This is a genomic window from Kitasatospora sp. NPDC088779 (genome assembly GCF_040685395.1).
Taxonomy (GTDB): domain Bacteria; phylum Actinomycetota; class Actinomycetes; order Streptomycetales; family Streptomycetaceae; genus Kitasatospora.
Genome location: NZ_JBFBHW010000062.1, coordinates 1 through 23993, shown reverse-complemented (window position 1 = coordinate 23993; position 23993 = coordinate 1). Strand labels below are relative to the sequence as shown.

Here is a 23993-nt window from a genome sequence, read left to right as displayed (position 1 = left end):
GGCGCTGACGCCGCGCGCCCGACGGGCCGCCCGCGGCTGGAACCCGCCACCCGGGGAGGATGGCGGGCTCCTTCGCGTTCGGGCTCGCCGTGCGTGCTCAGGCCCGGCGCAGCACCCGGCGCAGCCAGAGGGCGCCGGCCCCGGCGGCCGTCAGGACGAGGCCGCCGAAGGCGAGGCCCGCGGTGTGGTCGGCCCCGGTGGAGGCGAGCTGGACGGATGACGGCGCGGCAGGCTGCGCGGCGTCGGCGACGCGGGCCTGCTGGATGGACGGCGCGGTGGAGGTGGTGGACGGGTCCGCCGGAGCCGGGGCGCTCGGGGCGCTCGGGGAGGACGCGGAGACCGGCACGGCGGCGCCGGCCGGGGCCGACGGCGCCGAGGAGGAGGACGGGCTCGGCTCGGGCGCCTTCGTGGCGGCGGGCAGGACCTGAATCGTCGAGCGGGCACCGCAGTCCGTGGTTCCCCGGAACGGCTGGCCCTCGTTGACGAACACGCACGGGCCGAGCGTGGTGGTGCCCGCCGGAGTCTTCGCGTCGTACGACACCCGCACCCGGGCGACGGCCTTGTCACCCGATCGGAGGCTGGAGTCACGGCCCTGGAGGTACACGCCGTAGGGGTCGTCGGGCGCGATTCCGGCCACCTTGTCCAGCGTCCGCCAGGCCCCGTCCGCCGTACGCACCTGCACGGTCGCGTACCGGTCCACGAACAGGACGTTGCCGAGGTTGGTGTAGTCGGACGGCGTGGGGTTGTCGAGGGTGGCGTCGAACTCGACCGGCGCGCCGCCCGCGACGGCGGTGGCGGGCACGTGGTCGAGCGAGCTCGTGATCGAGGTGACCTTGATCGTGCGGGTCACCTCGGCCTGCGCCGGCTCGTGGGGGTCGACGACGACGGCGGAATGCAGGGCGATGGACCGGAAGCCACCGTTGGTGGCGCCGTTGTGGGGCAGGCCCATCGGCGCGCCGATCCGCAGGTCGACCCTGAGGGTCCCCCCGGCCGGGACGGTGAGCCCGGGCACCGTCCCGTCGTACACGACGCCTCCGGAGGTGCCGGTCATCACCAGCGGCACCGACTTCCACGTACCGTCGGCCGGGTCCCTGTAGTCGATGACGATCGCGTCCGGCGGCGTTCCGACCTCGGTGACGGTCTGCAGCTCCAGGTTGTAACCGGTGCTCTCCTGGCCCGAGTTGGTGATGTCCTCGGTGAACTCGACCGGCCCACCGGCGAATCCGACCGAGGCCGGGGCCTGGACGGAGAGCGAGGTGTGCGACGGCTCTCCCGCGAAGGCCACCGGGGCGGCGGCCACGACCGATCCGCAGACTGCGGCGACGCCGAGGGCGGCGGCGACGACGATGGCACGACGGGTACGACGAACATGAACGATGGCGGACACAGTTCTCCCCTGAAACCGTGCTGCGGGCAGGCCGCAGCAGCGCGCTGATGACTGATGACTGAATGACTGATGGCGAGCGGGCCGCAGCAGGTTTGTGTGCGGCCGGGGGGGCGACCACGGCCCCGCTTCTCACTGTCATAGACGTGGAGCCCGGCCAAAGGTTGCAGGCGGTCGGAAAGAAATTCCTCCCCATCTCCGGACACTGCCGACGACGAGCGATCTCGGCGCAGCCGGGCCGTCAGCCCCAGCGGGCGGATCCCGACCGGCCCCTGACACACCCTCAAGTTACTATCGGGTATTTTTAAGGGGCCTCACATCTCCACCCTCGCGCCGTTCCCCGACGGCGCGTTCCAGGACGCGATCGTCTCGGGCCTGAAGGCCTCGGTGGCGGCGGGCAACAAGCTGACCGTGCGGGTCCTGGTGGGGGCCGCCCCCCCTTTACAACATCACCGCGCTGCCGACCAGTTACCGGGACGACCTGCTGGCCCGGCTCGGCCCGGCCGCCGCCGGCGTCACGCTGAACGTCGCCTCGATGACCACCTCGAGGACCGCCCTGTCCTGGAACCACTCCAAGCTGCTGGTGGTGGACGGCCGCAGCGTGATCACCGGCGGCATCAACAACTGGAAGGACGACTACATCGACACCACCCACCCGGTGTCCGACGTCGACCTCGCGCTGACCGGCCCCGCCGCCGCCTCGGCCGGCTCCTACCTCGACACCCTGTGGGGCTGGACCTGCAAGAACACCGGAGTGCTGTCGAGCGCCTGGTTCGCCTCCAGCAACGGCGCGCCCTGTCTGCCGAACCTGGAGAAGGACGCCAACCCCGGCCCCGTGCCGGCCACCGGCAACCTGCCGGTGATCGCGATCGGTGGCCTGGACGTCGGCATCCGGAGCGCAGACCCGGCCTCCACCCACCAGCCGGACCTGCCGGCCGCCTCCGACGCCAAGTGCGGCCTGGTCGCCCTGCACGACAACACCAACGGCGACCGCGACTACGAGACGGTCAACCCCGAGGAGAGCGCGCTCCGGGCCCTGGTGGCCGGCGCCACCAGCCACATCGAGATCTCCCAGCAGGACCTGAACGGCACCTGCCCGCCGCTGCCGCGCTACGACCTGCGCCTCTACGACCTGCTCGCCGCCAAGCTCGCCGCCGACGTGAAGGTGCGCATCGTGGTGAGCGACCCGGCCAACCGCGGCACGGTCGGCAGCGGCGGCTACTCGCAGATCAAATCCCTCTCCGAGATCAGCGACGCGCTCCAGGCCCGGCTGGCGGCCCGGACCGGCGACGCGTCCGGCGCGAGGGCCACCATGTGCCGGAACCTCCAGCTCGCCTCCTTCCGCGCGGCGCCGACCGCGACCTGGGCCGACGGTCACCCGTACGCACTGCACCACAAGGTCGTCGCGGTCGACGGCTCGGTGTTCTTCGTCGGCTCGAAGAACCTCTACCCCGCCTGGCTGCAGGACTTCGGCTATCTGGTGGAGAGCCCGGACGCGGCCGCCCAGCTCGACGCGAACCTGCTGGCACCCGAGTGGCGCTACTCGCAGGCCGCCGCCACGGTCGACCACACCCGCGGCATCTGCCCGAACTGAACGCGTTCTCCGTCCGTCAGGATCTTCCGGGGCCGCCGACGTCTCAGCACCTCGGGGCGCCGGACGGTCCTGCCGACGTCGTAGCGGGGTGCCCGGTGTCCGTTCTCGGCGCTGGGTGTCCGTTCTCGGCACCGGGTGTCCGTTCTCGGCGCTGGGTGCGGCCTTCGAACGGCAGCACCGAGAGGACGCCCGTCCCCGGCTACCAGGCGGCGGTCCGGAGGACGTGCGCGGCGATGTCCTGAACCGATCGGCCGTCGGTCGGGATGCGGACCGTACCGGCCGGGGCCTGCTCGTCCAACTGCCGTGCCATCCGCAGGCTGCGCTCGATGTGGGCGCTCAGTTGGGACCCGATCTCCCGTTGGGCGAGACGCCCGCGCACGGTCGCCTCCTCGGCAGTGAGCAGCACGCAGGTGGCTCTGGTCCCCCGGCCGCCCATGGCCCGGCTGATCATCGGCGCTTCGAGGATGCTCACCGTGTCGGTGTAGATGAGGCGGTGCTGGCCGAGCGCCGCGTAGTTCGACCAGAGCGCGGCGATGTTCCGTTCGGTGATCGCCGAGCGGTGGGGGTCGCCGACGGGGGTGGGGTGGATCTGGTCCATGAAGTCGCCCTCGATCAGGCAGTGCGCCGTGCTCGTCTCCTGCAGCACTGCCGACACCTCCCAGCCGACCGTCGTCTTTCCGACGCCCGCACCACCACCGGTGAGCAACAGTTCGTAGGCCATGGCGGGCCGTCATGGCAGGCCCGGGCCGCCGCCGCGATGGGAATTCGGCGGGCCCGCCAGGGTTCGCCGTCAGAGTTCGCCCGCCAGGATCCGGCGCTCCTTCTGCGGATCGATGCCGAGCACGTCGCCCTGTAGACCCTGGGTGTAGGGCTCCTCGCGCGGGCCGCGTTCCTGCAGCCAGGCCCAGGTGTCATGCACCGTCTCGGCGAGCGGGCGACAGCGCAGCCCGGCCGCCGCAGCTGCCCGGGAGTCCGCCCGCCAGATCGCGCCGGCGCTCCCGTTGTCATCGAACTCCGGGTACCAGAGTCGGAGTTCGCTCCACGGCCGGACGCCGGCCGCGCGCAGCCGCTGGTCCTCAACCCAGACCAGTTCGGCGTTCGAACCGCTGGCCGCCGCACAGGCCGTGAGCAGTTCGCCGTAGGTGCTCGACCCCGGCAGCGAGGTGGTCACGAACCGGCCGCCGACGCCGCGTTCCCCCAGGTCCAGCCCGAAGGCGGCGAAGTCCCTGGCATCGACCAGTTGGATCGGCAGGTCCGGCCTGCCGGGGGCCAGCACGCGCCCGCCGCGCGCCGTCCGCTCCAACCACCAGGGCAGCCGCCCGATGCTCTCGTGCGGGCCGATCAGCAGGCCGCAGTTGAGGACGGTCGATCGATCGGTGCCGAACTGTTCGAGCACCGACCGCTCGCAGCCCGCCTTGAGCGCGGTGCTGAATGGCAGGCCGGGTGGCGAGTCGGCCGGGCAGTCGTGCAGCGGCGAGTCCTCGTCGACCGGCCGGTCGGGCCATCGGGCGAAGGCGTGGACCGAGGAGACGAAGACGTAGTGGCTCGCGTGCTCGCGCAGCAACCGGGCCGAGGTGGCGACGGCGTGCGGCTGCTGGCCGCTGGTGTCGATCACCGCCTCCCAGGCCCGGTCGGGGCCCGGCGCCCGCTGGACCAGCGCAGCCAGGTCCGCGGCATTGTGGCGGTCGCCGGGCACCGTCACGGTGCCCGGCAGGTCGGGTCCGGAACGGCCTCGGTTGAACACGGTGACCTCGTGGCCCCGGGCCAGGGCCTCCGTGACGAAGGCGCGGCCGAGGAACACCGACCCGCCGAGAACGAGGATTCGCATGTGACGATCGTGCCCCGGAGGCCGTGCCGCAGAACCGTGCGGCATCCGGCGGGTTCTCCCGGTCCCGCTGAGTGGCCGAGGCCCGGGCCGGGCTGGGCCGTAGCCGTGGCAGCGGCGGTGACGCGTGCCGTGTCCGTGGGCGAGCTCGTCGCCGCACTGCGAGGGGGCGGTGGTCAGCGGCAGGGGGGATCGCTTGGGGACGGTCCGGGGGCCGGGAGAGGAGAGCCCGGCGCGGGCGAGGTGCAGGAGGCCAGTTCCCGAAGCAGCTCGGCGCGCAGTTCGAGGTCCGGGCCGGGGTCGGCGGCGAGTGTGCGGGTGGAGTCGATGGATTCCATGCATCCGGGCTCTCTCTCGCGCGGTATCCGGCATACGCCCGCGGACTCGTTGCGACCGATCCGGGCCGATCCGGATACTCGGTGCGCAAGCCGGCGCGGGCCTGCGCGGGCCTGCGCGGCCGCCGTCGTCGAGGAAACGAGGAACGCATGCGACTGATCGCTGTCGAAGAGCACTTCCTGCCGTCCGAGCACGGAAAGGAGGTGATGGCCGGGTATGGCCTACCACCCGCTGCGGCGGGCCCGTTGGCGGATCTCGGCGCGGGTCGGATAGCGGTCATGGATGCGGCCGGCATCGATGTCCAGGTGCTGTCGGTGGTCGCTCCGGCCGCTCAGGAAGTACCTCGTCCGCGTGCGGTTGACCTGGCGCGGGCGCTGAACGACCGGGCGGCAGAGGCGATCCGGCAGTACCCGGGGCGATTCCGCGCGCTGGCGAGTCTGCCCATGCCCGTCCCTGAAGCCGCCGCAGCCGAAGCCTTCCGTGCGGTGCGCGATCTGGGGTTCTGCGGAGTCATCATCAACGGCCATACCGGTGGCCGATTCCTCGACAGCGCCGAGTTCGAACCGGTCCTCGCGGCGGCGGAGGAGCTCGGGGTCCCCGTATACCTGCACCCGACATATCCGCCGGCTGCTGTCATCAAGGCATACGGAGCAGGTCTCGACCCGGCTGTCGCTGCGTTGTTGGTGACAGCAGGGTGGGGCTGGCACGCCGAGACCGGGATGCACGTCCTGCGCATGGTGCTGGGCGGTGTGTTCGACCGGCACCCGCGTCTGCAGGTCATTGTCGGGCACATGGGGGAGAACCTGCCGTTCTCCCTGCTGCGTGCCGATGAGGTCCTCAGCCGTCTGCGGCCGGGGCACGAGTCCGTCGCCGACACGGTGCGCTCCCACGTCCACCTCACGATCAGCGGGTACACCACCGTCGCTCCCCTGCAATGTGCGCTGACGGTGTTCGGAGCCGACCGGCTGATGTTCTCCACGGACTATCCCTTCGGAGACCCCGTCCAACACGCCACGTTCCTGCAAACCGCTCCGCTCAGCCCCGAGGACCGCGACAAGATCGCACACACCAACGCTGAACGCCTTTTCAACATCTGAGACTTGATGTCGCCCTTCCAGGTGGCAGTGGCCGACGCGGCGCCAGCACGGGTTCTCCACCCATCCCCTTCGATCAAACACGAAGGCGCCTCATGCAAGTGACCCACCACCGAAACACCAGGGGCGGCACGCCACTCGTGAGCAGACCGCACAGACCGCAAAACAGCAGGCTGGCACGGCGCCGGGCACCAGAACGGCGTCCTGCCCGGGCGGTTCCCCGCAGGCCCGACGCCGCGCGCTCCGCTCAATGGAGAGTGCCTCCGATCCCCGGTACACCCGCTTCCTCCACACCGAGTCAACCGATCAGCTCGAACCGACGCCGAAGGTCCGCAGTTCGTAGTAGTCGCCGCTGTACGTGCCGTCGGGTCCCTTCTGGAGTATGAAGGCCACCGGGCCGGAGCGGTGGAGCGGGCTGTCGATGGGGGCCCGGCCGGCGGCGAAGGCGGTGTCCACTCTGGGCTTCATGGCGTCCAGCCAGGTCTTGGTGGACTCCGGTTCCGCTCCTGGGTGATCCAGGCCGGCGCAATCATGGAGGAAATCGGCTTGCTTCGCGGCGGTGGCCGTCACGTGGCAGGACCAGGTCGTCAAGTCGCCGTCGATGGTCCACGCCGCGGCGATCCACATCGCGGTGTTCCCGTCCTGCTTGACGCCCGAGGCGTGCCAGACCGTCGGCCGGCCGGGGAAGTCGACCTTCTCCCGGGCCTTCATGGTGATGCCCCAGGTGGTGGCCAGGTGGTTCAGATACGACTCGCCGGTGTACCCGGGCTCGATCACCTGGCTCCTGACCGTCGGAGCCTCGGCGGCGGCCACCGGCTCGGTGGGCCAGTCCGCCGGACTCCCCACGCTCGGGGCGGCGCTGGAGGGTGCTGCCGTGCCAGCCGGGGGCGGTAGGTCCGGGCCTTCGCCTGGGCCGAGCCGAGTGGCGGCTTCGACTCCGGGCCGGTGCGGCTCCTTGCCGTGCGAGGACGAACAACTGGCCAGGACGGCGAGGGTCGCTGCGGTCACGGCAAGGCGCGTCAGGGGGTGAGCGGCACTCAAGAACGGCTCTTTCGGGCTGAGGTGTCGCGCGGTCGACCAGGACGGCCCCGCTCGCCGACGCGAACGACGCCCTGGTCCCGCTTTGGGGGTCGTGATCCTAGCCGCCGCGATCGCCCTGCTGGCGGGTGCGACCGCGCTCCTCCTCAGCCGACGGCGGCGTCTGGAGGGCCGGCCGCAGGCCGAGCGGCTCTGGAACCAGGCCTGGTACTGCGCCCGGTGCGGCACCGCTCACTTCCCACCCACCGCCGGGCAGGGCGCCCAGGCGCTCGTCCTCGCGGACTTCCGCAAGGCGGTCTGGACGTCCGGCGGTTACGGCGACCTCGCCGAGCAGTACCGGCCGTAGGCACACGTCCGCCCGGCCTGGCCCGGCTGGGGCGGGCGTGCGTCTGCGGGGCGGGTGAGGCGGTTCGTGCTGGTGGGGCCGTGTCAGCGGGAGGGGCCGATGCCCCAGGCGGCGGCCCGGGCGGCCGCGGCCGCGCGGTTGGGCAGGTCGAGCTTGGCGAGGATGTGCTCGATGTGGGTTCCCACCGTGCGGGGCGTGATGTGCAGGCGCTCGGCGATCTGCCGGTTGGTGCGGCCGGCGGTCAGTTCGGCCAGCACCTGGAGTTCGCGTGGCGAGAGCCCGCCGGGCCGGGGCGCGTTCGCGGCCGGGCCGGGCGTGGCGAGCGCCTCGGGTGGCGGGCCCGCGTGGGCGGTGACGGCCGCCGCGAGGGCCTCGGTGAGGAGGGTGACCACGGCGCGCGCCGGATCGGGCGCGCGCCGCGGCCCGCGGGTGCTGACGTTCAGCATGCCGACGTACCGGCCGTCGGCGGCGAAGAGGCACTGGGCCACGCCGTCCTCGATACCGAGGGGGCACAGCACCTCCCGGAAGCCCGGGGATGCCGCCAGGAGCCGCCCGGGAACGTCCCCGAGCCACAGGGCGCCCCGGGCCGGCCTGCGGAGCACCGGGAACACCGGGTCGCGGTGCAGGCGGGTCTCGATGTAGGCCGTGGCGTCGTCCGGGTAGCTCCCGGCCAGGGTGGTGTGGCGCCGGCGCAGCGGATCCCACCTGGTCAGGGAGGCGTGGTCGTACTCCACCACCTCCGACAGCGCCGCCAGGACCGCGTCGACGCCGCCCGCACCGCTCGTGGCGCTCCTGGCGGCCTCGCGCACGCGCAGGGCCGCCTCCAGGATGTCCGCACCGCCGCGCCGTGTTGCCATCATCCAAGGATGATCATGTGCCCGGGTTGCGTCAATCGCGCAGGGTGTCGTGCACGATCTGCCCGTCCACGACGGTCAGGACGACGGGCATCGCCGGGATGTCGTGGGCATCGGCGGCGAGCAGGTCCCCGTCCAGCACGCAGAGGTCGGCGACCTTGCCCACCTCCAGGGAGCCCTTCCAGTCGTCGGCGAAGTCCTGCCAGGCCGCGTCGATGGTGTAGGTGCGGATCGCCTCGGCCAGACCGATGCGCTGCTCGGGACCGCTGACCCGGCCGTCGGCCTTCGACTCGCGCAGCACCATGGTCGCCACGCCCTGGCGCCAGTCCGGGAACGTGACCGGGGCGTCCGACCCGCTCGCGACCCGCACCCCGGCGTCGATGGCGTCCCGGTAGGGCCAGGCGTAGGCGGCCCGCTCGGCGCCGACGAAGTCCTCCTCCATGTCGGCGACGGTCCACTTGATGGTGGGGTTCATGTTGACGCCGAAGCCGTGCGCGGCCAGCACCTCCATGCCGTACGCGGTGAGGAAGTCGCCGTGGATGACGTAGTGGCGGGCGTCTGGCCGCGGGTGCTCGGCCATGGCCGCGGCGAAGGCGTCCGCGACGGTGTCGATGGCCCGGTCGCCGGTGACGTGGACGCCCACCTGGTGCCCGGCGGCGTGGGCGTGGCGGATGATGGCGGCGATCTCGGCGCTGCGCTCGGTGTCGCTCCGGCCGCCGACGCACAGCGAGCCGCAGCCGCCGCCGACGTACGGCTCGTGCATCCAGGCCGTCTTGTTGGGCACGACACCGTCGGCGAAGACCTTGACGCCGTGGATCGCGAGGCGGCGCGGATCGGCGCCGCCGGGGGCGGCGGGTTCGAAGGGTTCGCCGGACCCGCCTGACCCACCGGACCCACCGGACCCGCCGGGTTCGCCGAGGGCCGTGAGCGCGGCGAGGCCGCGGGTGAACTCCTCGGTGGTGCTGGCCATTCCGGTGGGCAGGAGCAGGACGCCGACGCGGGCGGTCAGTTCACCGTCGGCCAGCAGCCGGCGGTAGACGTCGAGGGTCTCCGTGCCGAGCGCGCCCCGCATGATGCCGTCGCCGCCGGGGCCGAGCCCGGGCTCGGTGTAGCTGGTCACGCCGAGCCGGGCGAGCGTGGCGAGGGCCGACCTGACCGCGTCGGTCCGTTCCTGTCGGCTGAGCGCCGGCAGCGCGTTCTGGACGAGGTCCTGGGCGCCCTCGTGGAGCAGCCCGGTGGGCTCCCCCGCCTCGTCCACGACGATGGCCCCGCCGGGCGGCGCGACGGTGTGCCGGTCGATCCCGATCAGCTCCAGCGCCTTGGAGTTGACCCAGGTGGCGTGCCCGGAGAAGGAGTACAGGACGACCGGGTGGTCCGGGCTCACGGCGTCGAGATCGAGCCGCGAGGGCAGCCGCGACGGATCGGCGACGCACTCGTCGAGGTAGCCGGTGTCCCAGCCGTGCCCCGTGATCCACTGCCCGTCCGGGACCCGGCCGACGGCCTCCCGCACCGCCTCGGCCACGTCCGCGAGGGAGGGCACGGCGGGGTGGCCGAGGTGGAGGGAGAGCGGCGGCGACGCCATGCCGAAGGCGCATCCGTGCAGATGCGAGTCGTTGATGCCGGGAAGCAGCGTCGCCCCCCGCAGATCGACGACCCGGGTGCCCGGTCCGATGAGCGGTGCGACGTCCTCGCGCCCGCCGACGGCACTGATGAGCCCGCCGGTCACCGCCAGGGCCGAGGCGACGGAGAACTCCGCGTCGACCGTGACCACTTTCCCGTCGAGAAACACCAGGTCCGCATACGTGTGCACAGAAAGGCCCCTTTCGAAGACCGGGCGCACCACGGCCGCCCGGAAACGCTCTCCCGAGGACTATGTCCGTGCACCCGTCCCTCGCACATCGGTCATCCCACCGATACACGCTCCTCCGGTGGCGGGGTGACGCCCCACGGCGGTCGGGTCAGGTCAGGACGGCACCGGGCCGTGCAAGCTACATGGTCCAGCGGATGGTCAACGGCTTGCCGTAGCCCGCGAGGCCTCGAAGGAGCAGCTCACCCAGGACGATTCCGCTGTCGGTGACGAAGAACGGCATGGAGTACGGGAAGTCCTTCGACCACTCGGGAAGCGCGATGACGGACCCGTCGGGGTTCCAGCGCTGCGCGTAGAGCTGGGCGCGGGCCGGCCACGGGTCACTGGTGTACCCGACGATGACGCCCTGGTCGTTGATACCGGTGGCGACGCTCGTGAGCGTGGTCGGCGCGAGCGGCAGAGGCGTGCCGTCGACGGCCCAGCGCGCTGCCTGTCCTCCCAGGCTGCCCACCACCGTGCCCGCGTTGTTCACGGCCTTCGCCTGGCTTCCCGCACCCAGGTCGGAGACGGCGCCGGCGGCGTTCCAGACGAGGGCGTGATCCGCGCCCGGCTCACCGCCCGGCCGGCCGACCCCGATCACGACGCCGGAGTCGGTGATGCGGGCCGCGCTGCTGGTCACGTAGCCCGCCGGCACGTCGAGCGCGGTGACGGTCCCGTCGGGGCTCCACGCCACCGCCCGCCGGGAGACGATACCGCCGGCCGGGTACGAGTAGCCGACCGCCGTACCCGAGCTGTTGACGGCGACGGCCTCGCTCTCGGTGTCACCCGGCAGCGGCGGCAGGACGACGGGGGCACCGCTCGGCGGCCACGCAACGGCGTGCTTCGCGGTCGCCGCGCCCCAGGAGGACCCCACCGCGGTGCCGTTGTCACCGATCGCGGCGGGGGCCGCCGTCGTGTCGCCGGGCAGCGGAAGCAGTTCGGTCGGTGTGGACGGGGAAGTCCATCGCACCGCGTGCTGCCGGCCCCCGACCTGCGCGGCGGAAGTCCCCACCACGGTACGGGCGTTGTTGATCCCGACCGGACTACCACCGGCGTCCCCCGGCAGCAGCGCGAGTGGTTCGGTCGACCAGTCCGCCCTCCAGAGCAACATGTACGTCCTGATGTTCTCGTTACGGGTGAGGTCCCCCACGATGACGAAGGAGACGCTGTCCCCGTTGCCGTTGGCGGCCTTGAGCTCACTGGAGTAGGTACCGGGCTCGATGGGCGGCGACCCGACCGAGATACCCCCGGGGTAAGGGTTGGCGGCCGCCGCCGGTGCCGAACCCACGGCCAGGGCCGCGGCCGTGGCGGCGGCGACGGCCGCCGCGACTGTGCGAGAGGTGCGCTTGCTCATGGGATGTGCAGCTCCTGTCTCTCGTTGACGTCACGGAGGCACCGTCGAGCCGATGGCACGCCGCTTCCCCGCCCCCGTGCCGCGCACCAGTCTCCGCCAGCCCGGCCGGGACGCGCAGCCCGATCGGTGATTTGCCTCCGACCGGTTCGTCACCGGATCAACGCGAACTCGCCGACAGAACACGGATGTTGCGGCACCGGAGGGCGGCTTGCGGCCGGACCCTGAGGAACGAGGGGCAGGTGTCCCGCTATGGTCGGCTGGGCACTCGGGATCCGGGGTACCGGTCATCGACGGAAGCGGGGCTGGAATCGTCATGGTCAGGTCTGTGGTGCGGTTGATCACCGGGGCACCGGGGGCGGGCAAGTCGACACTTCTGGGTCGGCTGCGGGAACGGCCGGTCACGGTGGTCGACTTCGACGAACTGCCCGACGACGACGGTCGGTTGCTCGGTATCGACATCACCTCCCCGGACGCGTCCGGCATCTGGCCCGACTACAACCGCCTGTGGGTGCGGATCGCGGGCATGCTCGCGCGGGGAGGCGGGCCCGTCCTGGTGTCCTGCCCCATCACCCCGGCCGAGTGGGAGGCCGCCGCGGCCGATGTGCCGGACGCCCCGGAGGTCGTCTGGGCGCGGCTGGACTGCGCGGACCACGACCGCCGCGTCCGTTTGGCCGCCCGCGGCTGGAGCGCGGAGCAGGTCGAGGAAGCCGTCCGGGACGCCAACGAACTGCGCGAACTCGTCCCCACGGCCTTCACCAGCTCCGACCGTGCCCCGGTGGAGGTCGCCGAGGACATCCTGCGGTGGATCACCGACTCCCCCAACGCCTGACCCGGCGACGATCGGAGCCGATTCCCTTCCCCCGGCCGGGTCGACCACGGCGACCGCTGCCGGCGGCTGCACGACCGGCGGCGGTGACCCCCGGCAGCCGGCCGTCGGCCGTCGGTTGTTGGGTGGTGGGTGGTGGGTGGTGGGTGGTGGGTGTTGGGTTGACGAGATCGTTCGTGCCCGGGAGCATGTGTCGCCGCGTGCGTGCGCGGGTGTGTGCAGACCGGATTCGTGGGGTGTGGGGTCATGAGGTTCGTGGTGTCCGAGCGGTGCGTGGGAAGGATCGGGCCGGCCGTCGGCGCGGTGCTGGTGTTGGCGGCCTGCGCGGCAGGCGGGGGCGATGGAGCGTCGGCCGGTTGGCCGGGGGCCGGCAAGCAGGCGTACGGCCCGGCCCCCACCGAGGCGGTCGACTCCCTCAACTCCGTCGGCTCCGTCGGCTCCGTCAGGGCCGCGTTCGGCAGGGCTGCCGGGACCATGGACCTCGCCGGGCCCGGCGCTGCGTCCGGCCCGGTGGCCGAGGTCCGGCAGGCCGGTGCGCCCGCGACCACCCTCTCGATCACGGAGGGCGAGGTCGGCGAGGTGGGTCCGCACGGGACGATCACCTACCCGTCGGTGACCAGCTGCCTGGTCGTCACCGTCTACCTGCGGGACGGCGGTAAGGTAGGCGGCCATGCCAGCCTGTTCCAGGTCCCGGGGAAGTACTACTCGGACGAGGTCCTGCCGGCCATCAAGCGTGCCGTCGGTGGCCGACGGGTGGCGGCCGTCGACGTCAGCGGGGCCGTCGGGGCCTGGAACCCCTCCTACTTTCAGAAGGCCATCGAGCGGTACACCGACGGGTCGGTCCCCGAGCCGACGGGCGACGCGAAGGGGATCGGTGACGTGGTGGCCAAGATCCTGGGCCGACAGGGCAAGGAGGTCACCGTCCGGGACGTGCCGGACGGCGACATCACCAGGTGAGCACCGCGTCGACGGCCCGGCCCCGTACGCGAGGGGAATGACCACGGTCCGCGCGCCATAGCCTCCGAGGAGAACGAGCCGACGGGGCACCGACCACCGGGGCGCGGGCCCGGCCTTCGGCGGGACGGGACACCTGCCGGCCCCACTCAGAGCGCCAGTTCGACGAGGCCTGCGAGCAAGCCGACGACGATGCCCAGGACCGCCACGGCCGTAAGCCCGATGAGGAGGCCGACCACCAGGGTCATGGCGTCCGGGGCCTCACCACGCCGGACTCCGACCAGCAGCCAGCCGGCCGGCACCGCGCCCAGTACGAGAATCATGCCCGCGCCGATGCCGTACTTCACGGCGGGCGCCGACGACGGCTCGTAGGCCACGCCCCGCACCAGCCGCACCGGGAGCCGGGTGCCGGCCCGGTGCTTGCCGGTCGTGCCGTTCACCACGATCGGGCGGGCCTCGCCCGCGGAGGCGCCGGCCGGCGTGAACCGCCCCTGGCAGTCGGTGCCGTCGCTGTTGCCCTCGCTGTCGGACACCTCGTAGCAGCGGTCCACCAGCACCACGCCGTCCGGCGGGCCCAGCCCCATGGCCGCGCCCATCCGCTCCGCGCTCAGCCACCAGGCCAGCCACACCGCCCCGGTCAGGAGCGCCACCGCCAGCATCCCCGCCGCCACACGCACCGCCGCACGCGCTGCCACACCCCACACGCCGCCTCCCCGCGCACGCACCACGACCGCCGCCCACCGTTGTTGCTGCTGCGCCCACCGCCCCGCTACAAAGCCGTACGAGCCGCACGAGCCGCGCCCGCGGTGCGGGGCCTGCCCGACCGCCGGGACCGGTACGGCCAACTGAGGATGTCAGCAAGGCAGTTGGCACGCAATGCCCCACCCGGGCCCGGCGGCACCCGATGCCGATGAACGACGCGGTGCCGGACGGGCGCGCCCGTGCGCACGTGGAGGCGGTGTCGGCGCGGCGGAGGCCGCGGCCCAGTCCGCTCTTCTCCTCAGCTCGGCGCGGGCGCCGCACCGTCGAGGACGAGGTCGATGATCCGCCGGCTTGCCCGTTCCGGGTCCAGCTGGTCGGTGCTGCCCGATGCCATGCGGGCGAGGAGGGGGGACACGAGGAGTTCGGAGACCAGGTCGAGGTCGATGTCGGGGCGGATCTCTCCTCGTTCCACGCCGCGTCGCAGGACATGGTTCATGGCATTCCGGCGGGGAGTGACGATCTCTTCGAAGTAACGGCTGTGCAGCCGCGGGAAGGTTGCCGCCTCGGCGTTGAGAGCGCGCAGCATGCTGCTGGCCCGTTCGTCGACGACGCGCTCGGCCAGGGCCTGGAGAAGGACCGCGAGGTCGGCGCGGGTGTCGGCGCCGGCCGGCAAGGGCCGCGGTTCGTTGATCGTCTCCAGCACGTCGAGGTAGAGCTCGTCCTTGGTCTTCCAGCGCCGGTAGACGCTGTTGCGCGAGACCCCGGCCTGCTTGGCGATGGTCACCAGCGACAGGCCGGTGAGGGTGGCGCCCGAGGCGACCATGCCGAGGACCGCATCGATGATGGCCGTGTCGGTGGCGGGGTCACGCTGCCGGCCCCCGCGGCGGCTGGGGAGTTCCGTGGTCACGCCAGTAACGATACAGGCCTGTTGCGTTAGGGGGCCGCCAGCGGGCAATAATGGAACAGAGCTGTTCTGTTTCCTTTGGAGGGTCCATGCCCGTGCCAGGTCCCATCGCTCCCGCCGCCAGGGCCGACAGCAAGACCGCTTCGTCCGCTGCCGCCCCGACGCCACCGCCCGCACGCGTCCCCGTCCTGATCGTGGGCGGCAGCATCGTCGGGGCTTCGGCCGCCCTGTTCCTCGCGGCCCGGGGCATCACCCCCGTCCTGGTCGAGAAGCACTCCGCGGTCTCGACCAGGCTGCGCGCCAAGCTGTTCTATCCGCGAACGATGGAGGCCTACCGCTCGGTCGGGGCCGACCAGGACGTCTACGCCGTCCAGCACCGACTCCCACCGGCCGAACACGCCGCGGTGGTCGCCTCGCTCAACGGCCCGGAGCTGCGGCGCTGGCGGCTACCGGCCGCAACGGACTTCAGCCGCCTCTCGCCCTGCCCCAGCGCCTTCGTCAAACAGGCCGACCTGGAGGAGGTCGTCCGCGCCCACGCCCTTGCGGCCGGCGCCGACCTGCGCCTCGGCCACCGCCTTCTCGAACTGCGCCGCCACGACGACCACACCGTGGCCCGGATCCGCGGCGCCGACGGCGCCACCTACACCGTGGCCGCCGACTACCTGCTGGCCGCGGACGGCAACGGCAGCGCCGTCCGCGAGCACCTGGGCATCGGCCGCAGCGGCACCGAGGTGGTCGCGCACGTCATGGAGATCGGCTTCGAAGCCGACCTGCGTCAGGTGCTCGACGGCCGCCGGCTCGCCCTCGCCTTCACCGGCCCACCCGAGCACGCGTTCCTGAGTTGGAACACGGCGCAGGACCGCGGGACGGTGTCGGTGACCTACGACCCCGACACCACGGATCCAGCCGCGTTCGACGTCCAGCGCTGCCGCGGCATCGTCTCGCGCGCGCTCGGCCTGGCGCCATCGCACTTCACGCTCACCGGACACCGGCCCTGGCAGATGGGCGGCTGGCTGGCCGACTCCTACCGCGCCGGCCGCGTCTTCCTGCTCGGCGACGCGGCCCACGTCACCCCGCCGACCGGCGGATTCGGGGCCAACACCGGCATCCAGGACGCCTGGAACCTCACCACCAAACTCGTCTCGGTCCTGCGCGGCCACGCCGACCCGCGGCTGCTGGACGACTACGAAACCGAGCGCCGCGCAGTGGGCCGGATCACCGTGGACCAGGCACTCCTGCGCGCCCGCGACCGCGCCCGGGTCCCGATCGAGGACCGCCCGCTGCTCAGCGAGGCGGCAGTGGCCATCGGCTACCGCTACCCCGTCCCCGGCGACGACCCGGCCGCCGCCCTCCCGGCGGCCGACGAGCCGGAACGCTGGCACGGCGAGCCCGGCACCCGGCTGCCGCACCTGCCGCTCCCCGACACGGACCGGCCCCGCTCCACGCTCGACCTGGTCCGCGCCGGCCGCTACCTGGTTCTCGCCGGACCCGAAGGACACCCCTGGATCCGGGCCGCACGCGAGCTGGATCCGCACAACGCCTTCCTCGACACGGCACTCCTGCCCCGCCGGATCGCCCCGGCAACGGAACGGCCCGCCGACACCTGCGGCATCGGCGACCACGGCGCCCTGCTGGTCCGTCCCGACCACGTGATCGCCTGGCGCACCGCCCACGCCGCCCCGGACCCCCTCACACTCCTCGCCGCCGCCACGCGACGGGCGTTGGGTGGCTTTGTTCACAAAAGAACCGGTTCTGGTCCAGCTCCTTGGAATTGGCCAGAGCCGGTTCTCATGAACAAAGCCACGCTGGGAGCCGACCTCCCCTCAGCACGCTGAGAACTCCCAACAAAATGGGGTGGAAGATGCCTTCCGGCCGAGCGAGGATCTCTTACTACTCGCCGACGAAAGGGCAGCAATGGGCGACAGGTCGCCGAGGGAGCTCATCTACCTCGCCGATGACGAGGGGAACAGCGTCACAGTCAACGTCCTGGGGCGTAACCTCAGGTGGACCACCGGGCTCGACGCCGAGATCGTCGTCAAGACGCCCTTCGTGTCCGGCCGCATCGACCTGGCGTTGTCCGTTTCGAAGATGGAGAGTTGGGCCGACGCGCTGGACCGGCTCGACGCCGGCGAGGACGTTGCGTGGATGGAGATGAGCAGAGGGCCGTCCATCTTCATCCAGCTCACCGGCGAGCGTGACTGTCCGGAAGTGGTCGTAGAGGACGAGTCCAGGTCCATGGTCACTGTGCGGATCCCGCTCGTCCCGCCGGACGACTGGATCGCCGACCATCGCCAGCGTCTGCGCCAGGTGATGGATCACTGGGTTCCGATGCTGTCGAGGTAGGGAGACAAGCCGCCGCCGGCAGATGAGTGCGCATCCGAGAGTGAGGAAGGCTTCGTGGATTTCGTCGCGGATCTCTTCAGCGGATCCGCAGACGGCGGAACCAGTGCAGATGGGCGAACCCGCGCTCCACGAACCGGCGTTGAGTGCCAGGACCAGAGCCGTGGGAGGTACCGCGTCGGGCGATCACCGGCTTCACTCCGAGAGCCCGGACAAGGCGGCGGTACTTGTCGTGTTCGTAGCCGCGGTCGCCGAGCACGATCTCCGGGCGACGTCTGGGGCGTCCGCGCCTGCCGCGTACCGGCGGCACGGCTTCGAGTAGCGGGATGAGCTGGGTGACGTCGTTGTGATTGCCACCGGTCCGGATGCCGTTCGCGCCCCGGATGCCGAACCCGACGCTCGACCTTGGACAGCAGTGGCTCGACCACTGCCCACAACTCGTCATCGACGTCTCACGGCTTCGGTCGAGCCATCCCGCACCCCCGGATCCACGCTCCCGGAGTGATCCAACCACCTCGGAGATCATTTCGTGAGGGATTCTGAGGCGGCTTCGACCGGCGGCCGCAACCACGGTGCCGAGGCAGCGGAGTGCTCTACCGGTCGCGCCGAGGGCCGGGCGTCGTCGGGCGGCTGAGTGCCACGGCTGCCTGGACGGTGTTCGCCTGGTGCTCGGCCTGGCGGGCGACGGGCAGCCAGGTCGGCTGGAAGCGCCGCTGGTACTGGGCGCACCAGTCCTGGAGGAGGTGGTCGAGTCGGGCGGTGGCCGGTGTGGTGGGTGCCTTGGCCGCCTCGGCGGCGCGGCGGAGCAGCGCCGCCGCGCGGACCGGGATCCGGTGGGCCCACAGTTCGATGCCGGCGAGTTTCGCCTCCGTCATGGGCGTCGGGTGGAGGAGGCGCTGTCCGGCGGCCCGCGGGTCCCATGCGTGGGCCAGTTGTCGCGCTGCCGTCAGCGGCGTGCGCGCAGCCCGGAGCAGGGCGGTGTCGTCCAGGTGGGGCAGAGCTTCGTCCATCAGGTCGGTGAGCAGGCGCCCTCGCTCCCGGACCTGGCCGGCGCAGGCGGTCAGGCGCGCGTAGGGGTCGTCGGCCGGGCGGGTGTCCCCGAGGTGGGCGCCGGCCCAGGCCGGCGTCTCGACGATGACCGTCTCGCCGCCGTAGCGCTGGGGGGCGAACCAGGTGGTGGCGCGGACGCCTCCTGTCTCCTGCTGGGGCTGGGCGGTGTGAGGTTGGCCGGGGCGAGGTTGGCCGGGGCGAGGTGGCGCCAGCATTCCGGTGCTGCTTTCCTGCTGGTCGATGTGGTGCGGCGCCATCATGAAGACGCCCGGGCCCGCTTCGCGCAGCCAGAAGGCGTCGTAGGGGCCGGTCTCGACCGGGATCCCCAGTCCGGCGGCGGAGTTTGCGAACGGCTCGGCGAGGCCGGCCGGATCGCAGGTCGACTGGAGGAAGGTCCCGCCGACGTCGGCGCTGTGGAGGGAGAACTGGAGGGACGGCCGGAGGTCGTCGATCAGGTCGAGGAGGGTCCGGCTCTCGGGAAGTCTCCCGCCGATCGCCGGCGCCCACTCGGGCTGTTCCTCGGCGGCGGGGCGGAAGTAGTGCTCGAAGTACTCGGGCAGGCTTCGGGTGCCGGCGCCGGCTTCTGCGAGGCGTGCTCCGTCGGGGTCGAGGCAGAGCAGGAAGTTCCAGGTCACCGCCTGGTGCAGAGACGGCTGCGCGAGGACGCGGTGGGCCAGTTCCACGATGCCGGCGCGGCCGGAGAACTCGTCGGCGTGCGCACCCGTCACGATCAGCACGTTGGCGGTGGCGGCGGCGTGGCCGATCGTCAGGAGCACCAGCGGCCGGCCGGCGCGGGATGTCCCGACGGTGCGCACGCGGCAGAGTTCCGGGTGTCTGGCGGCCAGCAGGTGTGCTGTGTCGGCGAGTTCTTCCAGCGTGGGGTACCGGTCATGAAGCAGGACCGCCCTGCCGGCGCTGGTCGACGTATCGGTCAACATCGGTGCCCTCCCTTGTCTGACCGTCCAGTCTCGCGCCAAAAGCGGCGGCCTGCACCTCGTGGTGCAGGCCGCCGCCCGGTGTGCGCGGCGTTGTCAGGCCGCGGTCCTCAAGTCCCGCCGTCGGCCCCGGTTCGCGTCCAGGGAGCCGGTCGGTGAGCGGTTACCAGCTTCCCTTGAGGGGGATCCAGCCCGGGTTGCCGAACGTCGTGGTCACGGCGGCGGTGCTGTTGTCGTTGGTGAGGTAGAACGTCGCGGTGGCCGGGTCGTAGCCGCCGACGCTGTCCTTGCCGGAGCCGTTCCAGTCTCCGACGAGGGGCTTCCAGCCGGGGTTGCCGAACTTGGTGGTCACGGCGGTGGTGCTGTTGTCGTTGCTGAGGTAGAAGGTCTGGGTGTTCGGGTCGTAGGCGCCGATGCTGGTGACGCCGTCGCCGTTCCAGTCGCCGACCAGCGGGGTCCACCCCGGGTTGCCGAACTTCGCCGAGCCCGCGACGGTGCTGTTGTCGTTGCTCTCGTAGAAGGTGGCGGTGGCCGGGTCGTACGCGCCGATGCTGTCCTTGCCGTCCTTGTTCCAGTCGCCGACCAACGGGATCCAGCCGGGGTTGCCGAACTTCGCGGTCACGGCGGTGGTGCTGTTGTCGTTGCTGAGGTAGAACGTGGCGGTGCTGGGGTCGTACGCGCCGACACTGGCGACGCCGTCGCCGTTCCAGTCGCCGACCAGCGGGATCCAGCCCGCGTTACCGAACTTCACCGAGCCCGCAACCGTGCTGTTGTCGTTGCTCTCGTAGAAGGTCTGGGTCGCCGGGTCGTACGCGCCGATCCGGTCCGAGTACGGCTTGGCGTGGTCGGTGCTCAGGCCCGCGTTGCAGTTGGGCCAGGCACCCGGGCCCTGGCCGGTGAGGATCTTCTCCGCTACGAGGATCTGCTGCTTCTTGGAGGCGAGGTCGGGCCGGGAGGCGTAGGCCAGGCCGCCGTAGGCCTTCCAGGTGGGCAGTGTGATCTGCAGGCCGCCGTAGTTGCCGTTGTTGGTGTTGATGCTCCAGTTTCCGGTGCTCTCGCACTGGGCGACCTTGTCCCAGGTGGCCACCGAGGCGGCTTGGGCCGGTGCCTGGGAGGCGACGGACAGGACGGCCGCCCCCAGGGCGACAGCGGCGAGCGAGCGGGTGCGACGGGTGTGACCGGTCTGACGGGCGGTCGACTTGTTCTCGGGCATGCTCGACTGACTTCCTCTCGTGTCGGTTGGGGGCGGACTACCAGCGGCCGGCGATCGGGACGTCGCCGGGGCTGCCGTAGACGAAGCTGGTGGCGGTGGTGCTGTTGTCGTTGCTGAGGTAGAAGGTCTGGGTGTTCGGGTCGTAGGCACCGATGCTGGTGACGCCGTCGTTGTTCCAGTCGCCGACCAGCGGGGTCCAGCCCGCGTTACCGAACTTCACCGAGCCCGCGACGGTGCTGTTGTCGTTGCTCTCGTAGAAGGTCTGGGTCGCCGGGTCGTAGGCACCGATGCTGTCCTTGCCGTCCTTGTTCCAGTCGCCGACCAGCGGGATCCAACCCGGGTTGCCGAACTTCGCGGTCACTGCGGCGGTGCTGTTGTCATTGCTGAGGTAGAACGTGGCAGTGGCGGGGTCGTACGCGCCGACGCTGTCCTTGCCGGAGCCGTTCCAGTCACCGACCAGCGGGATCCAGCCGGGGTTGCCGAACGTCGCGGTCACTGCGGCGGTGCTGTTGTCGTTGCTGAGGTAGAACGTCGCGGTGGCCGGGTCGTACGCGCCGACGCTGGCGACGCCGTCGTTGTTCCAGTCGCCCACCAGCGGGGTCCAGCCCGCGTTACCGAACTTCGCCGAGCCCAGCGTGGAACCCGCGTTGTCGCCTTCGTAGAAGGTCTGCGTGGACGAGTGGTACACGCCGGCCTTCGTGGCCCGGGTCTGGACGTCGTCGACGATGTTCTTGTAGCGCAGGGCCTTGTACTCGCTGTTGGGGTGCGAGTCGAGGGTGCCGTTGATGGACGCGCCGGTGACGTGCTTCACCGGGGTGGAACCGAAGGAGTAGTACGAGAAGGTGGTGTGCGCGGCGTCGTCCCACTTCTCGAAGAGGAGGACGTGGTTGTAGTAGCTGTTGAGGACGTCGCCGGCCTTGAGCTCGCTGCGCGGGATCTCGTAGGTGTAGGAGTCCGCGATGCCTTGGGTGTTGGGGCTCGCGCCCAGGTGCCAGGCCATGGAGACGTAACCCGAGCAGTCCGTACGGTAGTTGCGGCCGCTGGAGTCCGGGTAGGAGCCGCCCTGGTTGTAGGGGATCGACTTGCCCAGCCAGTACTGCGCCCGCTGGATGACCTCACTGCGGGTGACCTTGCCGTCGATCGAGGACGAGGCGGAGACAGCGGCGGTGGCCGCGTGAGCCGCGGTGGTGGTGACGGCCGTCGCGGCTATCGCACCGGAAGCGGCGAGGGAGGCGGCGAGGGCGACGTGGGCGAGCCTGGACAGCGTGGACAGCGTGGACGAAGGCATGGCGGAACTCCTCTTGCTGGTTGCGGGTTGCGAGGTCGAGACGGCGTCGGATGCCGGACAGCGTCGTGCGGGCGCAGCGGTACTGCGGGTTCAGCGGCGGCGTGGGTTCAGCAGCCGGGGGGCGCCGGTGGCTGGTAGCGCCGGCGCATCAGGGGGGAGGCCTGGTGGCCTCGGGCGATCAGGACGTGGGCCCGGCTCAGGGTGTCCTGGTCGACGGCGGGGTCACGGCTGGCGAGGTAGACGAGCAGGTCGACGCGGTCGGCCTCGCTTCGGACAGTGATGTGCTGGAGGCCGTCGTCGGGGCGGGCGTGGGCCCACAGGACGGCGCGGACCTCGGCCGCCTCGCCCGCTTTGTCCACCTCGGCCACCTCGGCCGCCTCAGCCGCCCCAGCCGCCTCGCCGGACGGGACCGGCCCGGCGCTCTGCCTGCGGTGCAGGGCGGCGTAGATGACGTCCATCCGCGGGTCAGCCGCCCCAGCCGAAGCTGGCGTTGACGGCGGTGTCCGGGGTGCTCACCGACAGGACGGCGGGGGCGGCGAGCAGCGCGCCCAGCGAGATGGCGATGGCCGCGGCGGCCTTGGCGATACGGTTCTGGATCACGATCGGCTGTCCTCAACTGTTGCTGACACGAAGGGATTTCTCCGATCGGTGCGTCCCGCGGTTGACGCTCCGTCCGGCTGCCGTCCGGGCTGTCTTCCTGGCGGCGATCACTAGCTTTGCCGGTCGGGGGGCTGCTCGGAAGGCCTTGCGGGTGTCGCCAACCGGCCTGTCCGACTCCGGACAGACCGTCATGGACATGACCAGAACTGGGTGGCGCGGCCTGCCGTCGAGGCCGGATATTCGACCTTGAGGGCCGTGTCATCCCATGAAAGGATCATGAAGCTTCGTGTGCTGTCACAGCCACGAGAGCTCACGGATCATCACACAAGGGGGACACCATGTTGCAGGCGCTTGGACTATCGGCCCGCGCCGAACAGGTCTACCAAGCCCTGCTCGACCACCCCGCCGACGACGTCGAAGCGATAGCCGGGCGCTGCGCGACCACCGCCACCCAGGTCCACGACTGCCTCGACGAACTCGGCGCCCTCATGCTCGTGCGCGCCTCCGCCGACCACCCCGGCCGGATGCGCGCCGTCGACCCGGCCGTCGGCCTCGCCGAGATGCTCGCCCGTCAGGAAGCCGACCTCGCCGCCCGCCAGGCCGCCCTCGCCGCGTCCCGCGCCGCCGTCACCCGCATGGTCGCCGAGCGCGCCGAACACCACGCCGCCCACGGCGAACGCCTGCTGGGCATGGACGCCGTCCACCACCGCCTGGAACAGATGAGCCGCACCACCACCACGGAAGCCCTCAGCAGCCAGCCCGGAAACCAGCACCCCGAGGACCTCGACTCCTCCCGCCCCGGCGACGCCGGCGCGCTCGCCCGCGGCATCACCATCCGCACTCTCTACCAGGACTCCACCCGCCACCAGCCGCACGTCACCGGATACGCCCACTGGCTGCTCAGCCAGGGCGGCGAAGTCCGCACCGCCCCCACGATCCCCCAGCGCATCGTCATCGCCGACCGCCGCGAGGCCCTCGTCCCCATCGACCCCGAGGACCACCGCAAGGGCGCACTTCACGTCACCGAACCCGGCATCCTCACCGCCCTGCTCGACCTCTACGAGCAGGCCTGGAACACCGCCGTCCCGCTCGGCGCCGCCTCCCCCGGCGACCCCACCACCGGACTCACCGCCACCGAGCGCGAACTGCTGCGCCTGCTCGGTAACGGTCTCACCGACGACACCGCCGGCCAGCGCCTGGGCATCTCCTCCCGCACCGTCGGCCGCCACATGGCCTCCATCATGGAGCGGCTCAACGCCAGCAGCCGCTTCGAGGCCGGCATCAAGGCCGCCCAGAACGGCTGGCTCTGACCGGCCCGAAGTACGCCGTGTCAACCCGCGGCGCCCCGACCGATTGTCACAGTCCGATCCTCGCAATGTCCTGGTGATTGTGACGCCACACGTGCCACCGAAAGTCACTGACCGACCGTCATGGTGGGTGTCCAGCAAGCCAGCACGCACCGTCATCGGGGAGCCACCATGTCCGTCCGCCGCCGTCGCCCGCTGCTCGT

At 71.6% G+C, this 23993-nt stretch carries 23 protein-coding genes and 1 pseudogene; 8 read left to right on the top strand and 16 right to left on the bottom strand.

Annotation, left to right across the window (positions count from 1 at the left end):
* Positions 1–97 precede the first annotated feature (97 nt).
* On the bottom strand, positions 98–1387 hold the full coding sequence (locus AB0P03_RS35750; protein ID WP_363632768.1) for a hypothetical protein: 1290 nt from the start codon (positions 1385–1387) through the stop codon (positions 98–100).
* A 532-nt stretch (positions 1388–1919) separates the two neighbouring features.
* On the opposite strand from AB0P03_RS35750, the gene AB0P03_RS35745 reads away from it, so the two are divergent.
* Positions 1920–2978 carry a hypothetical protein gene (locus tag AB0P03_RS35745; protein WP_363632767.1) on the top strand — a complete coding sequence of 353 codons (1059 nt, stop codon included), beginning with the start codon at positions 1920–1922 and terminating at the stop codon, positions 2976–2978.
* 199 nt (positions 2979–3177) lie between these two features.
* Here AB0P03_RS35745 and AB0P03_RS35740 read toward each other — a convergent pair whose 3' ends face one another.
* From AB0P03_RS35740 to AB0P03_RS35730, 3 genes are all read right to left on the bottom strand, one after another.
* Positions 3178–3699, bottom strand: a complete 522-nt coding sequence (locus AB0P03_RS35740; protein WP_363632766.1) for a hypothetical protein — start codon at positions 3697–3699, stop codon at positions 3178–3180.
* 69 nt (positions 3700–3768) lie between these two features.
* Positions 3769–4806, bottom strand: a complete 1038-nt coding sequence (locus AB0P03_RS35735; protein WP_363632764.1) for an NAD-dependent epimerase/dehydratase family protein — start codon at positions 4804–4806, stop codon at positions 3769–3771.
* 173 nt (positions 4807–4979) lie between these two features.
* The gene (locus tag AB0P03_RS35730) at positions 4980–5141 is read right to left on the bottom strand and encodes a hypothetical protein (protein ID WP_363632762.1); all 162 of its coding nucleotides are present in this window, start codon (positions 5139–5141) and stop codon (positions 4980–4982) included.
* Between the two features lie 147 nt (positions 5142–5288).
* Here AB0P03_RS35730 and AB0P03_RS35725 point away from each other — a divergent pair, with 147 nt between their 5' ends.
* Positions 5289–6236, top strand: a complete 948-nt coding sequence (locus tag AB0P03_RS35725) for an amidohydrolase family protein (RefSeq protein WP_363587115.1) — start codon at positions 5289–5291, stop codon at positions 6234–6236.
* Between the two features lie 303 nt (positions 6237–6539).
* On the opposite strand, the gene AB0P03_RS35720 is transcribed toward AB0P03_RS35725, so the two are convergent.
* On the bottom strand, positions 6540–7241 hold the full coding sequence (locus AB0P03_RS35720; RefSeq protein ID WP_363632760.1) for a hypothetical protein: 702 nt from the start codon (positions 7239–7241) through the stop codon (positions 6540–6542).
* A gap of 124 nt (positions 7242–7365) precedes the next feature.
* Between AB0P03_RS35720 and AB0P03_RS35715 the strand changes: the two genes are divergently transcribed.
* Positions 7366–7617 (top strand): hypothetical protein, encoded by a 252-nt coding sequence (locus AB0P03_RS35715; RefSeq protein ID WP_363632759.1) that lies wholly within the window; start codon positions 7366–7368, stop codon positions 7615–7617.
* A gap of 83 nt (positions 7618–7700) precedes the next feature.
* Here the strand turns inward: AB0P03_RS35715 and AB0P03_RS35710 are convergent, their stop codons facing one another.
* The 3 genes from AB0P03_RS35710 to AB0P03_RS35700 form a co-directional block, all read right to left on the bottom strand.
* Entirely contained in the window at positions 7701–8477 is a 777-nt protein-coding gene (locus AB0P03_RS35710; RefSeq protein ID WP_363632758.1) for a LuxR C-terminal-related transcriptional regulator, read from the bottom strand.
* Between the two features lie 28 nt (positions 8478–8505).
* A complete protein-coding gene (locus tag AB0P03_RS35705) occupies positions 8506–10281 on the bottom strand; it encodes an amidohydrolase (RefSeq protein ID WP_363632756.1) in 1776 nt (591 codons plus the stop codon).
* A gap of 178 nt (positions 10282–10459) precedes the next feature.
* Positions 10460–11671 carry a hypothetical protein gene (locus tag AB0P03_RS35700; RefSeq protein ID WP_363632754.1) on the bottom strand — a complete coding sequence of 404 codons (1212 nt, stop codon included), beginning with the start codon at positions 11669–11671 and terminating at the stop codon, positions 10460–10462.
* Between the two features lie 313 nt (positions 11672–11984).
* Here AB0P03_RS35700 and AB0P03_RS35695 point away from each other — a divergent pair, with 313 nt between their 5' ends.
* Together AB0P03_RS35695 and AB0P03_RS35690 are read left to right on the top strand one after the other, a co-directional pair.
* Complete coding sequence (locus tag AB0P03_RS35695; protein WP_363632753.1) at positions 11985–12500, top strand: hypothetical protein; 516 nt, start codon at positions 11985–11987, stop codon at positions 12498–12500.
* A gap of 243 nt (positions 12501–12743) precedes the next feature.
* The gene (locus AB0P03_RS35690) at positions 12744–13454 is read left to right on the top strand and encodes a hypothetical protein (protein ID WP_363632751.1); all 711 of its coding nucleotides are present in this window, start codon (positions 12744–12746) and stop codon (positions 13452–13454) included.
* A 146-nt stretch (positions 13455–13600) separates the two neighbouring features.
* Here AB0P03_RS35690 and AB0P03_RS35685 read toward each other — a convergent pair whose 3' ends face one another.
* A complete protein-coding gene (locus AB0P03_RS35685; RefSeq protein WP_363632749.1) occupies positions 13601–14101 on the bottom strand; it encodes a hypothetical protein in 501 nt (166 codons plus the stop codon).
* Positions 14102–14451: 350 nt separating this feature from the next.
* The gene (locus tag AB0P03_RS35680) at positions 14452–15060 is read right to left on the bottom strand and encodes a TetR/AcrR family transcriptional regulator (protein WP_363632747.1); all 609 of its coding nucleotides are present in this window, start codon (positions 15058–15060) and stop codon (positions 14452–14454) included.
* A gap of 86 nt (positions 15061–15146) precedes the next feature.
* Between AB0P03_RS35680 and AB0P03_RS35675 the strand changes: the two genes are divergently transcribed.
* Positions 15147–16892 (top strand): FAD-dependent monooxygenase, encoded by a 1746-nt coding sequence (locus AB0P03_RS35675; RefSeq protein WP_363632745.1) that lies wholly within the window; start codon positions 15147–15149, stop codon positions 16890–16892.
* Positions 16893–16911: 19 nt separating this feature from the next.
* On the top strand, positions 16912–17400 hold the full coding sequence (locus AB0P03_RS35670) for a DUF5959 family protein (protein ID WP_363632743.1): 489 nt from the start codon (positions 16912–16914) through the stop codon (positions 17398–17400).
* Here the strand turns inward: AB0P03_RS35670 and AB0P03_RS35665 are convergent.
* The 6 genes and pseudogenes from AB0P03_RS35665 to AB0P03_RS35640 all read right to left on the bottom strand — a co-directional run.
* Positions 17401–17758, bottom strand: a pseudogene (locus tag AB0P03_RS35665) (transposase); the annotation flags it as partial.
* A gap of 232 nt (positions 17759–17990) precedes the next feature.
* The gene (locus AB0P03_RS35660) at positions 17991–19385 is read right to left on the bottom strand and encodes a M14 family zinc carboxypeptidase (RefSeq protein WP_363632741.1); all 1395 of its coding nucleotides are present in this window, start codon (positions 19383–19385) and stop codon (positions 17991–17993) included.
* Between the two features lie 160 nt (positions 19386–19545).
* Complete coding sequence (locus tag AB0P03_RS35655; protein ID WP_363632740.1) at positions 19546–20595, bottom strand: transglycosylase family protein; 1050 nt, start codon at positions 20593–20595, stop codon at positions 19546–19548.
* A 37-nt stretch (positions 20596–20632) separates the two neighbouring features.
* Positions 20633–21883, bottom strand: coding sequence for a VCBS repeat-containing protein (locus AB0P03_RS35650; protein WP_363632739.1), 1251 nt, complete (start codon positions 21881–21883; stop codon positions 20633–20635).
* Between the two features lie 107 nt (positions 21884–21990).
* Positions 21991–22341 (bottom strand): hypothetical protein, encoded by a 351-nt coding sequence (locus AB0P03_RS35645; protein WP_363632737.1) that lies wholly within the window; start codon positions 22339–22341, stop codon positions 21991–21993.
* A gap of 7 nt (positions 22342–22348) precedes the next feature.
* A complete protein-coding gene (locus AB0P03_RS35640) occupies positions 22349–22483 on the bottom strand; it encodes a hypothetical protein (RefSeq protein ID WP_363587130.1) in 135 nt (44 codons plus the stop codon).
* 338 nt (positions 22484–22821) lie between these two features.
* Here AB0P03_RS35640 and AB0P03_RS35635 point away from each other — a divergent pair, with 338 nt between their 5' ends.
* Positions 22822–23793, top strand: a complete 972-nt coding sequence (locus AB0P03_RS35635) for a helix-turn-helix transcriptional regulator (protein ID WP_363632735.1) — start codon at positions 22822–22824, stop codon at positions 23791–23793.
* The last annotated feature ends 200 nt before the right edge of the window (positions 23794–23993 follow it).